Below are 15,510 nucleotides of genomic sequence, written 5' to 3'. Positions count from 1 at the left end.
TCTTACCATGGTCAACGTGTCCTATGGTTCCTATGTTTACATGGGGTTTGGTTCTTTCAAATTTTGCCTTTGCCATTTTTTTATTTTCCTCCTTTATATCCGAATGATTTCTCAGCATATTATCAATTTTTGTCTTTCACTTCGAAATGAGCTAAATAAAAATTTTATTATCTTGCCAATATTTTTTCGGCGATATTCTTTGGAACTTCCTCAAAATGGCTCATTTCCATTGTGTAGACTCCTCGTCCCTGAGTCTTTGATCTCAAGTCAGTAGCATATCCAAACATTTCAGCCAGCGGCACAAAACCTCTTACCACTTGAGCTCCCATTCTGGCTTCCATTCCTTCTATTCTTCCTCTTCTTGAGTTTATGTCTCCTATTACATCACCCATATATTCTTCGGGCACTGTAACTTCAACCCTCATTACAGGCTCTAGAAGAACCGGATCCGCCTTTCTCATACCTTCTTTGAATCCCATTGAACCTGCTATCTTGAAGGCCATTTCTGATGAGTCCACCTCATGGTAAGAACCATCATAGAGTGTTACCTTTACATCGATAACATTGTATCCTCCAAGAATACCGTTTTGTAATGCTTCTTCTACACCGGCTTGAACAGCAGGTATATATTCCTTTGGTATGACACCGCCTACGATTTTGTTAACAAATTCAAAACCGGTACCTGGTTCTTTAGGCTCTATTTCAAGCCATACATGGCCGTATTGTCCTTTACCGCCGGACTGTCTTACAAACTTACCTTCAGCCTGAACCTTTTTCTTAATGGTTTCCTTATAGGCAACCTGAGGTTTGCCTATATTGGCTTCAACTTTATATTCTCTAAGCATCCTATCAACTAATACTTCTAGATGCAATTCACCCATTCCGGCTATGATGGTCTGACCTGTTTCGTTGTTTGTATATGTTCTAAAAGTCGGATCTTCTTCAGCCAGCTTTGCCAATGCTATTCCCATCTTATCCTGTCCTGCTTTAGTCTTTGGCTCTATAGCCACATTTATAACAGGTTCCGGGAACTGCATGGATTCAAGTATGATAGGTGATTCTTCAATACAAAGAGTATCACCGGTAGTTGTGTCTTTGAGTCCTACAGCAGCTGCAATGTCACCGGCATAAACCTCTTTTGCTTCTTCTCTGTGATTTGCATGCATCAGAACTATTCTTCCAAGCCTTTCTCTTTTACCCTTAGTGGAGTTATAAACATAAGAACCTGCTTCTATTTTTCCTGAATATACTCTAAAGAAAGCAAGCTTTCCTACATAGGGGTCAACCATAATCTTAAAAGCCAGGGCTGAGAATGGTTCGTTGTCATCAGCTTTTCTTATCATTTGCTGATCGCCTTCAATATTGGTGCCTTCAACAGGCGGTATATCCAAGGGTGAAGGTAAATAGTCCACAACTGCGTCTAAGACCCATTGCACTCCCTTGTTCTTATAAGATGAACCACAAAGAACCGGAACCATATTATTGGATAAGGTACCTTTTCTAATAGCAGCCTTCAGTTCTTCAATAGTTATCTCTTCTCCATCAAGGTATTTCATCATCAGCTCTTCATCATTATCTGAAGCAGCTTCTATCATCTTTTCCCTATACTCCTGGGCCAAATCCATCATATCTTCTGGTATTTCAGTTTCTTCGATTTCTTTGCCCATATCATCTTTGTATATCTCTGCTTTCATGGTAACAAGATCAATGATGCCAACAAATTCACTTTCCTTACCTACAGGTAATTGTATCGGCACAGCATTGGCCTTGAGCCTTTCCTTCATCATCTCAACAACTCTGAAGAAATCAGCACCCATGATATCCATTTTGTTTACATAAGCAAGCCTCGGTACATTGTATTTATCAGCTTGTCGCCAAACTGTTTCTGATTGAGGCTCAACTCCACCTTTTGCACAGAATACAGCAACTGAACCATCGAGAACACGCAGTGACCTTTCTACCTCAACAGTAAAGTCCACGTGCCCCGGCGTATCTATAATGTTGATTCTGTGACCCTTCCATTGAGCAGTAGTAGCTGCAGAGGTGATGGTTATTCCTCTCTCCTGTTCCTGCTCCATCCAGTCCATAGTTGCAGAGCCTTCATGAGTTTCGCCAATCTTATAAGTTCTGCCTGTGTAGAACAGAATTCTTTCTGTGGTTGTGGTTTTCCCTGCATCTATATGGGCCATTATTCCTATGTTTCTAGTTTTTTCTAAAGGAAATTGCCTAGGCACTAAAATCCTCCTCTCTATAGCAAGAATCACTTATATGTTTCCCAATAATTTCAGCTTTACACAATTCTTTATTATTAATAACTACCATCTGTAATGTGCAAAAGCCTTATTAGCCTCAGCCATCTTGTGAGTGTCTTCTTTTTTCTTAACGCTGGAACCTACATTATTGGCAGCATCCATGATTTCTCCTGCCAATCTCTCCCTCATTGTTCTTTCTCCTCTTTTTCTTGAGAAGTCGATGAGCCATCTCATACCTAATGCTTGTCGTCTGTCAGGCCTTACCTCAACAGGAACTTGATAGGTAGCACCACCTATTCTCCTAGCCTTAACTTCCAACACTGGCATTATGTTGTTCATAGCTGCCTCAAATACTTCTAGAGGATCCTTACCTGTCTTTTCTCTAATTATATCGAAAGCTCCGTATATAATTTTCTCAGCTACACCTTTTTTGCCGTCAAGCATAACATTGTTGATAAGCTTTGAAACTATCTTGTCATTATAAATTGGATCAGGTAAAACATCTCTTTTTGGAATATGTCCTTTTCTTGGCACTTTGCTTCCCTCCTTAACATTTAATTATTCATCGGTACTCGGCATTGTCTTATACATGATGCCGTTGTGCGCAAAATATATATATACACAGCCAAGCTGTGGTATTATATCCGCACAATATTATTTCTTAGGTCTCTTTGCACCGTATTTTGATCTGCCTTGCTTTCTGTTAGCAACTCCAGCAGTATCCAGGGTTCCTCTGATTATATGGTATCTAACACCAGGTAAATCCTTAACCCTGCCTCCTCTAATAAGCACAACAGAGTGCTCCTGAAGGTTATGTCCTATTCCAGGAATATATCCTGAAACTTCTATTCCATTAGTAAGCCTTACTCTGGCAATCTTTCTTAAAGCAGAATTAGGCTTCTTAGGAGTAGTTGTTTTAACTACAGTACATACCCCTCTTTTCTGTGGAGACTCTTCTAGAGCCGGCGCTTGAGATTTGTAAGTTACTTGCTGTCTGCCCTTTCTAACCAACTGGTTTATAGTAGGCATCAAATACACCTCCTCGTGTTATTTTTTATCTATAAAATACGCCCCTTCATGATGAAGGGGCGTATTCTAAGCTTTTAACAGCGAAGCACATGATGCATTCACATCAATGCCGCATGCTTCTCCAAGTTTCTTCATTGTGTCTACTTGCACAATTTGAATATCTTTTCCCCTGCATTCTTCAAATATACTGTTTTTTATGGGCTCTTCCGCATCATTTGCAATATAGACTATATCAACGCTGTCATTTTTAATTGCTTTTATTGTTTGTTTTAATCCAATAATCTTTTTTTTTGAGGACTTCAATCTTTCCATATACATCTCCTCCTCATGCCAAAAAGAATATGGCTTTTTAACATACTTTTTAATTTTAGCTTATCAATATTTTGTTGTCAATACTAAATAATTACCTCTCCCTCAGGATTTTCAAGATTTTCTTGAATTTCCTCATAACTCTCTTCGGGCAGTCTGACAGTAGCCTCCTTGTATATTTTCATGCCTGTGCCTGCAGGGATCAGCTTTCCGATTATAACATTCTCCTTCAAGCCGATTAGAGGATCCACCTTTCCTTTTATAGCTGCCTCAGTTAGTACTCTTGTAGTTTCCTGGAAAGATGCTGCAGATAAGAAGGAATCCGTGGCCAGCGATGCTTTGGTTATTCCCAATAGCACTCTCTTGCCTGTGGCTTTCTCCCCACCTTGTTCTTCAATAGCCTTATTTTCTTCTTCAAATTTAAATATATCAAACAAGCCGCCAGGTAATAAATCAGTATCGCCAGCTTCATCGATCTTCACTTTTCTAAGCATTTGCCTTACTATAACTTCTATATGCTTATCAGCTATATCAACACCCTGGAGCCTATAAACCCTTTGAACTTCATGTAGCAAATAGGATTGAACTCCTGCAATACCTTTTATTTTTAATATATCGTGTGGATTAACAGAGCCTTCAGTAATTTCGTCACCAGCCTCAATCCTGTCTCCATCATATACCTTAAGCCTTGAACCATACGGTATTGTGTATGTTCTTGTATCGCCATCGTCTCCTATTACAATTACTTCCTTTTTCTTCTTATTTGCATCATTTAATTTTACTATGCCCGCTATTTCAGATATGGTAGCCAATCCCTTAGGTTTTCTGGCTTCAAATAATTCCTCAACTCTAGGAAGACCTTGAGTTATGTCGTCTCCTGCAACACCACCAGTGTGGAAAGTTCTCATTGTAAGCTGGGTTCCAGGTTCGCCTATAGACTGGGCAGCAATAATACCAACCGCTTCCCCAATATTTACTGGATCACCTGTAGCCAGATTCATGCCATAACACTTTGCGCATACACCATGTCTGGAATGGCAAGTCAATACTGAACGAATGTTTACTTTCTTTATTCCTACTTTGACTATCTTGGAAGCCATCTTCTCGGTGATCATAACATTTTTCTTTACTAATACCTCACCAGTTTCCGGATGGATAATATCTTCCATCGCATATCTTCCTGCCAGTCTGTCTTCCAATTTTTCAATTATTTCATTTCCGTCCTTTATTTCACTTACCAAAATTCCCTCTTCTGTGCCACAATCATTCTCTCTTACTATAACATCCTGACTGACATCTACAAGTCGTCTGGTTAAGTAACCTGAGTCTGCGGTTCTTAAGGCAGTATCTGCCAATCCCTTTCTGGCTCCGTGAGTTGATGTGAAGAATTCCAACACATTAAGACCTTCACGGAAGTTAGCTTTTATTGGAATTTCAATTATTCTTCCTGATGTATCAGCCATAAGTCCCCTCATACCAGCCAGCTGACTTATCTGATTGACGCTTCCTCTTGCTCCTGAGTTAGCCATCATAAATACAGGATTCAATCTATCAAGGTTATCCATAAGAGCCTTGGTAATATCATCTTTTGTGTTCTTCCAGGTTTCGATTACTCTCTCATACCTTTCCTCGTTAGATATGAGACCTCTTCTGTACATCTTCTCAATACTGTCAACCTTACCATCCGCTTCGGACAGCAATCTTTTCTTTGCTTCAGGTATATCTATATCGCTTACACCTATTGTTACTGCTCCCTTTGTTGAGTAATGGAAACCAAAGGATTTTATTTCATCAAGAACTAGGGCTGTCTTTGCAGAGCCATGAGTTCTATAACATTTATCGACTATTTTACCCAGCATCTTCTTATCTATGGGTATAAGGTTTCCATCTTTATCTTTTGGATCATATTCAAGTACAAACTCATTACCCTCTATAGTTCTATCCACAAATCCGACATCTTGAGGCATTGCTTCATTGAATATGAGTCTTCCTACTGTATTCTCAATAATCTTGGATTTAACAACTCCATTTACAGTTCTGGTGAGTTTGACCTTAACCATAGCATGGAGTCCCACTTCACCCAGCTGATATGCCATTATCATCTCATCTATGCTTGCAAATACCTTGCCTTCTCCCTTTTCACCAGGGACATGTATAGTAAGATAATATATTCCCATTACCATGTCCTGAGTAGGGCTGACCACAGGTCTGCCATCCTTGGGAGCAAGGATGTTGTTCACTGAAAGCATTAAAAATCTTGCTTCCGACTGGGCTTCCACAGATAAAGGTACATGGACTGCCATCTGGTCTCCGTCGAAGTCAGCATTATAGGCAGTACATACCAAAGGATGGAGTTTTAATGCTCTTCCTTCAACCAGAACAGGCTCAAAGGCCTGTATTCCTAACCTATGAAGTGTAGGAGCACGATTTAAGAGTACCGGATGCTCTTTTATGACTTCTTCCAATACATCCCAAACCTCAGTTTTTACCCTTTCTACCATTCTTTTCGCGCTCTTTATGTTGTGAGCCAAGCCATCCTTGACAAGCTTCTTCATTACAAAAGGCTTGAAGAGCTCTAAAGCCATTTCTTTAGGCAATCCACACTGATATAGTTTCAAATTTGGTCCTACAACTATAACCGAACGGCCGGAATAGTCAACACGCTTACCCAACAGGTTCTGTCTAAACCTTCCTTGCTTTCCTTTGAGCATATCACTCAAGGATTTTAAAGGTCTGTTTCCTGGACCTGTAACGGGTCTTCCTCTTCTACCATTGTCTATTAATGCATCAACTGCTTCTTGAAGCATTCTTTTTTCATTTCTCACGATAATATCAGGCGCTCCAAGATCTAATAGCCTTTTTAATCTGTTGTTTCTGTTTATTACTCTTCTATATAGATCATTAAGGTCTGATGTAGCAAACCTTCCTCCATCCAACTGAACCATTGGTCTTAAATCCGGTGGAATTACAGGAATCACATCCAGAATCATCCATTCAGGCTTATTACCGGATTTCCTGAAGGCTTCTACCACTTCCAGTCTTCTAACAGTTCTAAGCTTTTTCTGGCCTGAGCTGTCTTTAAGGTCATGCCTCAGCTCCTTGGCCAGTTGATCCAAATCTATGTTAGTCAAAAGCTCTTTTATAGCTTCTGCTCCCATTCCTGCTCTGAATCTATTACCATACTTTTCTAAGGCCTCTCGGTATTCCTTCTCATTTAGTACCTGCTTAACAGATAGGCCTGTATCGCCTGCATCTATAACAATATATGAAGCGAAATACAGCACTTTTTCCAATGCTCTCGGCGACATGTCAAGTAAAAGACCCATACGACTGGGTATGCCTTTAAAATACCAAATATGAGAAACTGGGGCTGCTAATTCAATATGTCCCATCCTCTCTCTTCTGACCTTGGCTTTGGTCACTTCAACACCGCATCTGTCGCATATTATGCCCTTATATCTTATTCTCTTGTATTTGCCGCAGTGGCATTCCCAGTCCTTTGTAGGCCCGAAAATTCTTTCACAGAACAAGCCTTCTTTTTCAGGCTTTAATGTTCTATAGTTTATGGTTTCCGGCTTCTTTACCTCTCCTCTTGACCATTCCCTTATTTTTTCCGGGGATGCCAAACCTATTTTTAATGATTCGAAGTTATTTAATTCCAACAAGGGCTCTTCTCTCCCTTCCTTTAATAATCTTCCCCAATATCTTCGTCTTCTTTAGATTCATCTTTTATTAGTTCATCTATATCCAAATCTATTTCAAAGTCTTCCTCTTCGGCTTCTTCGTCATAATCGTCATATAGACTTTCTTTTTCTTCCTCAGCTCCACCTTTGTAAGGAAGATTTGAAAGGTCAAGGTCTTCTCTGGTTTCCATCTCATTGCTCAGGTCTTCCAAATCATCATCAACGGATTCTTTTATGGTTATTTCTTCATTTTCTTCTGAAAGAACCTTAACATCCAACGCAAGACTCTGAAGCTCTTTTATAAGCACCTTGAATGATTCAGGTACGCCGGGCTCAGGTATATTTTCTCCCTTTACAATTGATTCATAGGTCTTAACCCTTCCAACAACATCATCAGATTTTACAGTTAGAATTTCTTGAAGGGTATGTGCAGCACCATAAGCCTCCAGCGCCCAAACTTCCATTTCTCCGAATCTCTGGCCACCAAATTGGGCTTTTCCTCCAAGAGGCTGCTGAGTTACCAAGGAATATGGTCCAGTGGATCTGGCATGAATCTTATCGTCTACCAAATGCAATAGTTTTAATATATACATATATCCAACAGTTACTTCATTATCGAAATATTCCCCTGTTCTGCCATCTCTTAATTGAATCTTTCCTGTTCTGTCCATGTCTACATCTACAAGGGGATTATCCTCAAAGCTGCTTAGAAGTTCTTCTATATCTTTAATATTATCAAGGTCTGCATTCTTGATTCTTTCCTTTATATCTGCAAGCCTCTTATCCAATGTAAATACGGTATCTTCCAAATATTCGTCGATTATTTCTTTATTCTCTTCTGTACTTGTTGTATTTTCAGGTTCTTCATCTTCTTTTGCATTTAGCTTCTCTTTTATATATTTAAGCTGCTTTCTTACCTGAATAACTTTATTTGCCATTTCCAATGTATCCATTATATCGTTTTCGTTTGCACCGTCGAATACTGGAGTAGCAATCTTCCACCCTAAAGCTTTAGCAGCTAAGCCAAGATGAACTTCCAGCACCTGACCTATGTTCATACGGGATGGAACTCCAAGAGGATTTAATACTATCTCCAAAGGTGTCCCATTGGGAAGGAAAGGCATGTCTTCTTCTGGTAATATTCTTGATATAACACCTTTATTACCGTGTCTTCCTGCCATCTTGTCTCCAACAGATATCTTCCTCTTCTGAGCTATATAAACTCTTACAAGCTCATTGACTCCAGGGGGCAACTCATCACCGTTTTCTCTGGTAAACACTTTTACATCTACTATTATTCCTGCTTCACCATGAGGAACTCTAAGCGAAGTATCTCTTACTTCCCTGGCTTTTTCACCGAAAATAGCTCTTAGCAGTCTTTCCTCTGCTGTAAGTTCCGTTTCTCCTTTCGGAGTTACCTTACCTACCAATATATCTCCAGTTCTTACCTCTGCTCCGATTCTTATTATACCTCTCTCGTCTAAATCCTTGAGAGCATCTTCGCCTACATTAGGTATATCTCTGGTTATTTCCTCAGGACCTAGCTTGGTATCGCGAGCTTCTGCTTCATATTCTTCTATGTGAATTGAAGTAAACACATCTTCTTTAACCAGTTTTTCACTAATCAATATAGCATCCTCATAGTTATAACCTTCCCAGGTCATAAATCCGATGAGCACATTTCTTCCAAGACCTATCTCACCACAATCTGTAGAAGGCCCGTCAGCTATCACCTGTCCTTTTTTAACTTTATCTCCTTTTTTTACAAAAGGTCTCTGATTTATGCAAGTGCCTTGATTTGATCTCTTAAACTTTAGAAGTTTGTATCTATCTCTGTTTCCATCATCGGTTTTAACTACTATTTCATTGGAACTGACTTTTTCAACAATACCACTATTGTTAGCAAGTTTCACAACACCGGAATCAATAGCTGCTTTATGCTCCATTCCTGTACCTACTATTGGAGATTCTGGCTTAATAAGAGGTACTGCCTGACGCTGCATGTTTGAACCCATTAAAGCACGGTTTGCGTCGTCATTTTCAAGGAATGGTATCATAGCTGTTGCTACAGACACAACCTGTTTTGGCGAAACATCCATAAATTCGACTTCTGATACAGGAACTACCACTATTTCATTTCTTACCCTTGCTGTAACCTTCTTGTCTATAAATCTACCTTCAGCATCTAAAGGTTCATTTGCTTGGGCAACAATGTAATCGTCTTCTTCGTCTGCAGTTACATAAACGATTTCATCAGTTACAATCTTTTCCCCGTTTTCATTGGTTTTAACTTTCCTATAGGGTGCTTCGATAAACCCGTACTCATTTATTCTGGCATAAGTACTAAGGCTTCCTATCAAACCTATATTGGGGCCTTCAGGAGTTTCAATCGGGCACATTCTGCTGTAATGTGAATGGTGAACATCTCTGACTTCAAAGCCGGCCCTTTCTCTTGATAAACCTCCTGGTCCCAAAGCAGACAATCTTCTCTTATGAGTAAGCTCTGCCAACGGGTTTGTCTGATCCATGAACTGTGATAACTGGCTGCTCCCAAAGAACTCTTTGATGGATGCAGCTACAGGTCTTATATTTATAAGTTGTTGAGGAGTAACAACTTCTATGTCCTGAATGGTCATCCTCTCTTTTACAACTCTTTCCATTCTGGATAAACCTATTCGGAACTGATTCTGCAATAACTCTCCAACAGATCTCAATCTTCTGTTGCCCAGATGATCTATATCATCTATATTTCCAACATTATATACAATGTTTAATTGATAGCTCACGGAAGCTATTATATCATCCACCAAAATATGTTTAGGAATTAGATCATTTATTCTTCTTTTTATTTCTTCCTTTATATCACTTTCAGACTCGTATTGACCCATTATCTCCTGTAATACTCTTAAGTTTACCATTTCCCTAATATTCAAGTCTGAAACATCAAAGGGCATATATTTATTTATATCAACAACATTATTTCCAAGTATTTTTACTGTTTTTCCTTCAAAAACTATGAAGGCTTCATTAACTCCTGCATTCTGAATCTTATAAGCTTTTTCTCTAGTTACCTTTTCTCCTGCTTCGGCTAGAATTTCTCCTGTACGAGGATCAATAATGTCTTTTTCCAATTTCTGACCGATTAGTCTTGCTGCAAGAGATAGCTTCTTATTAAATTTGTACCTTCCTACCTTAGCCAAATCGTATCTCTTAGCATCAAAAAACAAAGACTCTAATAAGGATTTGGCGCTTTCAACAGTTGGAGGTTCTCCGGGTCTCAGCCTTCTATATATTTCTATAAGAGCTTCTTCCGTATTCTTAGTAGTATCCTTTTGAAGTGTGGCTTTTACTCTTTCGTCTTCTCCAAGCAGATTTTCTATCTGTTGATCGGTACCATATCCAAGAGCTTTTAAGAGGACTGTGATTGGGATCTTTCTTGTTCTATCTATTCTTACCCATAATACATCGTTGGAATCTGTTTCATATTCCAACCATGCACCTCTATTAGGAATAACCGTTGCCGAATGCAATCTCTTTCCAGATTTATCTATATGTTGGTCATAATAAACACCTGGGGATCTAACCAATTGGCTTACTATTACTCTTTCAGCTCCATTGATTATAAATGTTCCATTGTCTGTCATGAGAGGAAAATCTCCCATAAAAACTTCCTGTTCTTTCACTTCATTTGTAGACTTGTTGGCCAGCCTGATTTTCACCTTAAGTGGTGCGGAGTATGTAACATCTCGTTCCTTGCATTCCTCAACACCATATTTTGGTTTGCTGTCCAAAGAATAATCGACAAATTCCAATACTAAATTTCCTGTATAATCTGTAATAGGTGAAATATCGTTAAATACTTCCCTTAAGCCTTCTTCAAGAAACCAGTTGTAGGAATTTTTCTGGACTTCAATAAGATTCGGCATATCCATAACTTCGTCAATGCTTGAGTAGCTCATTCTCTGATTTTTCCCAACAGAGATTGGATGTACCATAAGTCACTCACCCCTTAATAATAAATAAAGTAAAATAGCCAAAAGCTCTCTGCATCTGCTTTTGGTCAACTGTAAATTTTAGCATAGCTATTTTAATATTGCCTTATTAAATCAATCTTATACAGCTGTATGCTCAAATATAGTAATTTTTTACACCAATGCAATATATAATATTAACATACCCTCTAGTATCTGTCAATAATATAGGATTACTTTTATCAATTTTTTTATTCATATAATATATTGTGTCGATTTTTCCCGGGAAATATAAATTATTTTGGCATATTTGCGAAAATTTCTTTGAGATTTTTCTGATTCCTGTCTCATGTCACTGGCCCCAAGAAATTATGCTAGAACCCTCGTAACCTGAAACCATGATCTTAAAGAAGGGACACAATGCTTGCAACATGCAACTACTATGGGACTTGCTGCATAGTTCATATAGTTAAAAGAGCCGCAGTATAAGCGGCTCTTATTTAAAATGTTTCTTACTTTATTTCTATTGTTGCACCTGTTCCATCGAACTTTGCTTTTATCTCTTCTGCTTCCTGTTTGCTTACGCCTTCTTTGATTGGCTTTGGAGCTCCATCAACAAGGTCTTTTGCTTCCTTTAAGCCAAGGCCAGTTACTTCTCTAACAACCTTGATAACCTTAATCTTTTCTGCGCCAACATTTGCCAATACTACATTGAACTCAGTCTGCTCTTCAGCAGCTGGTGCTCCAGCTGCTGCTGGTCCTGCTGCTACAGCTACAGGAGCTGCTGCAGTTACACCAAATTCCTCTTCTATAGCTTTAACTAATTCTGCCAACTCTAATACTGTCATATTTTTAATTTCTTCTATGAACTTTAAAGTTTTTTCACTTGCCATTTTATTTACCTCCTATTATATTAAGCTTCCGCTTCTTTTTTTTCTTTTATTGAGTTTAACATGTATGCAAGGTTTCGTACTGAACCCTGTAATGCACCAAGCAACATTGCGATAAGAACTTCTCTTGATGGTAAATCTCCAAGAGCTTTAACGGCTTTGGCATCCATGAAGCCCTTTTCGATGTAACCTGCTTTTACTGTTAAAGGAGTTTTAGGATAATCCTTCTGGAATTGATTTATTGTTCTAGCAGGAGATACAACATCATCATATCCAAATACATATCCTACAGTACCTTCCAGGAATTCATTGAGTTCTTCTATTCCAAGCTCCTGTGCGGCTCTCTTGAATAGAGTATTCTTGTAAACTTTATAATCTACACCTGCTTCTCTGAATCTCTTTCGTAATTCTGTTACATCTGCAACATTTATGCCTTTATAATCAACTAACAATACTGCACTTGATTTTTCAAGTTTTTCCTTTACTTCGCTTACAATCTGCTGTTTCAGTTCTAAGTTTTTAGACATATCTACACCTCCTCATGTTGAGATTACAGGTCTTTTGAGGATACAAAAGACCTCTCCGTAGACATAGAGAGGTCATAATTTTATTTATGATCAAAACCTCGGTAGGAAATTAAGCGTAAAGCACCTACTGTCTACGGTATATATTCAATTTCAGCTAATGTTATTAAATGTTATTATTCAATAACACGGAGAGGATTGACTTTAATCCCAGGTCCCATTGTGCTTGTAAGAGTAACACTCTTAAGATAAGTTCCCTTAGCTGCTGCTGGTTTTGCCTTAATAATGGCATCCATCAAAGTCTTAAAGTTATCAGCCAGCTTTTCTGATCCAAAGGAAACTTTACCAATAGCAACATGGACAATACTTGTCTTGTCAACTCTGTATTCAACTTTACCAGCTTTGATGTCTGCAATAGCTTTTGCTACATCAAAGGTTACAGTACCAGATTTTGGATTAGGCATTAATCCTTTTGGTCCAAGAAGTTTACCTAATCTTCCAACTACACCCATCATATCCGGTGTAGCAACTACAACATCATAATCAAACCAATTCTCGCCTTGTATCTTTGCAACTAATTCTTCAGCACCAACAAAATCTGCTCCTGCTGCTTCAGCTTCTTTAGCCTTTTCACCCTTTGCAAATACTAAAACTCTGAGAGTTTTACCTGTTCCGTGGGGCAACACAACTACGCCTCTAACCTGTTGGTCTGCATGTCTGGGGTCAACACCCAGTTTAACATGAACTTCTACTGATTCATCGAATTTAGCCTTTGCTGCCTTTTGAACCAGCTCTATAGCTTCCTTTGGATCATAGAGTTTTCCTGGTTCAATAAGCTTTAAGCTTTCTTTATATTTCTTACCTCTAAACATTAATCTTTCCTCCTTGTGGTATAGCGGAAATCATATTTCCTCCCACTAAATTTTAATCTTCTACAACTACTCCCATACTTCTTGCTGTACCTGCTACCATTTTCATTGCAGCTTCTATGCTTCCTGCATTGAGATCAGGCATTTTAAGCTCAGCAATCTCTCTAACCTTATCCTTAGATATCTTTGCTACTTTGTTCTTGTTAGGTACTCCAGATCCACTTTCGATTCCAGCAGCCTTCTTAATCAAAACTGCTGCCGGAGGAGTTTTTGTGATAAAGGTAAAGGATCTGTCCTGGTATACAGTAATAACTACAGGTATGATCAATCCTGCTTGCTTTGCAGTTTTTTCATTAAACTCCTTACAAAAGCCCATAATATTAACACCATGCTGACCTAAAGCAGGACCTATTGGTGGTGCTGGTGTAGCTTTTCCTGCAGGAACCTGAAGTTTTATTAGCGCAGTCACTTTCTTGGCCATTGTTGCACCTCCTCTCACGGATAATTCTATATATAGAATTTAAGTAAGCTATTTCAGAGTCTCAATCTGGAAGAATTGCAATTCAACAGGTGTTTCTCTTCCAAACATTGAAACCAATACTTTTACCTTTTGCTTTTCATTATTTATCTCTAGTATGACTCCTACAAAGTTTTCAAAAGGCCCGGAAATAACCTTAACGCTGTCACCAACCTTGGCATCAAGTTTAACAGGAACTTTTTCAACACCCAGATTCTTTACTTCTGTATCAGTGAGAGGCACGGGTTTAGATCCAGGTCCGACAAAACCAGTCACACCCCTTGTGTTTCTAACAACATACCATGATTCATCTGTCATTATCATTTTGACAATAACATATCCTGGGAAGATCTTTTTCTGGGTGACTTTCTTTTTGCCGTTTTTTATCTCTATCTGCTCTTCAACTGGCACCCTTACTTCAAAGATAACATCCTGCATATTTCTATTTTCAACTATTTTTTCAATATTGGCTTTAACCTTATTCTCGTATCCGGAATAAGTATGAACCACATACCACTTGCCTCTTTCTTCCATCAGTAAACAGACTTCGCGTTTTATGCGAAGGTCTTTCCTCCTTCTACTATAATTCGTAGGAAAGTATAAAATCCTTGGCGTTTACTTTCCATTAAATGACTTTGTTATCTGGTTAGAAATAAATCTAATCCTTTTGCAAAAGCCAAATCAACAAGCCATAATGCCAATCCTATGATAATTATAGAAATTAAAACTACTTGTGTATGCTGTAATACTTCTTTTCTAGCAGGCCAGCTGACCTTTTTCATTTCAGCCCTTGTCTCTTTAAAGTATCTTTTGATGCTAAACTTCTTAGCTGTATCTGTCATTTTATCACACTTCCTTTACAGCCTATTTTGTTTCCTTATGAACAGTATGCTTTCTGCAGAATCTGCAATATTTGCTCATTTCCAATCTGTCAGGATCATTTTTTTTGTTTTTCATATTATTATAGTTTCTCTGCTTGCATTCACTGCATGCCAAGGTTATCTTAACTCTCATTAACGGCACCTCCTAACACTAAGGCATTAATTTATGCACGACATAATAATATAGCACAATTGGGCTACCTTAAAAATCTATCATAATTTAATTCACATGTCAATATTTTGTACTTAACTAACATTATATTTATTGTTTTATGGTTAAGTTAATAACTTCTAATATATAATGAGTATTGCCAGACAAGCGAATTTTAATACTTTAGAAAAGACCAGGTAAACCTGGTCTTTTATTTTATTATAAGCTTAAATGTATCAACCAAATTAAATAGTGAAAACTAATATAGGGGACAAACTGCTGTTACCAGGGTATCCCTTGCTGCGGAATGTCCCCGATTTAATTATTCTATTATAGATGCAACAGCACCTGCTCCTACTGTTCTTCCGCCTTCTCTTATAGCGAATCTTAATCCTTCTTCTATAGCTATTGGAGTTATTAGCTTGATTGTCATT

General features: G+C 38.4%; 13 protein-coding genes, 1 pseudogene and 1 other annotated feature. All 14 genes and pseudogenes read right to left on the bottom strand.

The window, feature by feature from the left end; translation table 11 throughout:
* Positions 1–167: 167 nt before the first annotated feature.
* On the bottom strand, positions 168–2,234 hold the full coding sequence (fusA, locus tag ACESM9_RS10035) for an elongation factor G (RefSeq protein WP_372997846.1): 2,067 nt from the start codon (positions 2,232–2,234) through the stop codon (positions 168–170).
* A gap of 81 nt (positions 2,235–2,315) precedes the next feature.
* A complete protein-coding gene (rpsG, locus tag ACESM9_RS10030) occupies positions 2,316–2,786 on the bottom strand; it encodes a 30S ribosomal protein S7 (RefSeq protein WP_372997844.1) in 471 nt (156 codons plus the stop codon).
* 120 nt (positions 2,787–2,906) lie between these two features.
* Positions 2,907–3,281, bottom strand: coding sequence for a 30S ribosomal protein S12 (rpsL, locus tag ACESM9_RS10025; RefSeq protein WP_372997842.1), 375 nt, complete (start codon positions 3,279–3,281; stop codon positions 2,907–2,909).
* A 66-nt stretch (positions 3,282–3,347) separates the two neighbouring features.
* Complete coding sequence (locus ACESM9_RS10020; RefSeq protein WP_372997840.1) at positions 3,348–3,593, bottom strand: ribosomal L7Ae/L30e/S12e/Gadd45 family protein; 246 nt, start codon at positions 3,591–3,593, stop codon at positions 3,348–3,350.
* A gap of 83 nt (positions 3,594–3,676) precedes the next feature.
* A complete protein-coding gene (gene rpoC, locus ACESM9_RS10015; RefSeq protein WP_372997838.1) occupies positions 3,677–7,255 on the bottom strand; it encodes a DNA-directed RNA polymerase subunit beta' in 3,579 nt (1,192 codons plus the stop codon).
* A gap of 20 nt (positions 7,256–7,275) precedes the next feature.
* Positions 7,276–11,268: a DNA-directed RNA polymerase subunit beta gene (gene rpoB, locus ACESM9_RS10010; protein ID WP_372997836.1), complete on the bottom strand. Its 3,993-nt coding sequence runs from the start codon at positions 11,266–11,268 to the stop codon at positions 7,276–7,278.
* Positions 11,269–11,756: 488 nt separating this feature from the next.
* Positions 11,757–12,137 (bottom strand): 50S ribosomal protein L7/L12, encoded by a 381-nt coding sequence (gene rplL, locus ACESM9_RS10005; protein ID WP_372997834.1) that lies wholly within the window; start codon positions 12,135–12,137, stop codon positions 11,757–11,759.
* Positions 12,138–12,157: 20 nt separating this feature from the next.
* Entirely contained in the window at positions 12,158–12,661 is a 504-nt protein-coding gene (gene rplJ, locus ACESM9_RS10000) for a 50S ribosomal protein L10 (RefSeq protein WP_372997832.1), read from the bottom strand.
* Positions 12,662–12,695: 34 nt separating this feature from the next.
* Positions 12,696–12,816, bottom strand: a sequence feature (ribosomal protein L10 leader region).
* Between the two features lie 18 nt (positions 12,817–12,834).
* Positions 12,835–13,530: a 50S ribosomal protein L1 gene (rplA, locus tag ACESM9_RS09995; RefSeq protein WP_372997830.1), complete on the bottom strand. Its 696-nt coding sequence runs from the start codon at positions 13,528–13,530 to the stop codon at positions 12,835–12,837.
* A gap of 52 nt (positions 13,531–13,582) precedes the next feature.
* Positions 13,583–14,008 (bottom strand): 50S ribosomal protein L11, encoded by a 426-nt coding sequence (gene rplK, locus ACESM9_RS09990; protein ID WP_372997828.1) that lies wholly within the window; start codon positions 14,006–14,008, stop codon positions 13,583–13,585.
* Positions 14,009–14,056: 48 nt separating this feature from the next.
* Positions 14,057–14,578: a transcription termination/antitermination protein NusG gene (gene nusG / locus ACESM9_RS09985; RefSeq protein ID WP_372997826.1), complete on the bottom strand. Its 522-nt coding sequence runs from the start codon at positions 14,576–14,578 to the stop codon at positions 14,057–14,059.
* Positions 14,579–14,682: 104 nt separating this feature from the next.
* Positions 14,683–14,886 (bottom strand): preprotein translocase subunit SecE, encoded by a 204-nt coding sequence (gene secE / locus ACESM9_RS09980; RefSeq protein WP_372997824.1) that lies wholly within the window; start codon positions 14,884–14,886, stop codon positions 14,683–14,685.
* Positions 14,887–14,908: 22 nt separating this feature from the next.
* The gene (gene rpmG / locus ACESM9_RS09975) at positions 14,909–15,058 is read right to left on the bottom strand and encodes a 50S ribosomal protein L33 (RefSeq protein WP_372997822.1); all 150 of its coding nucleotides are present in this window, start codon (positions 15,056–15,058) and stop codon (positions 14,909–14,911) included.
* A gap of 340 nt (positions 15,059–15,398) precedes the next feature.
* A pseudogene (locus ACESM9_RS09970) lies at positions 15,399–15,510 on the bottom strand (elongation factor Tu); the annotation flags it as partial.

Source organism: Lutispora sp. (assembly GCF_041687175.1).
In the GTDB taxonomy this organism is placed as follows: Bacteria; Bacillota; Clostridia; order Lutisporales; family Lutisporaceae; genus Lutispora.
The sequence above is the reverse complement of the archived record's forward strand: the minus strand, read 5'-3'. Positions and strand labels throughout refer to the sequence as shown.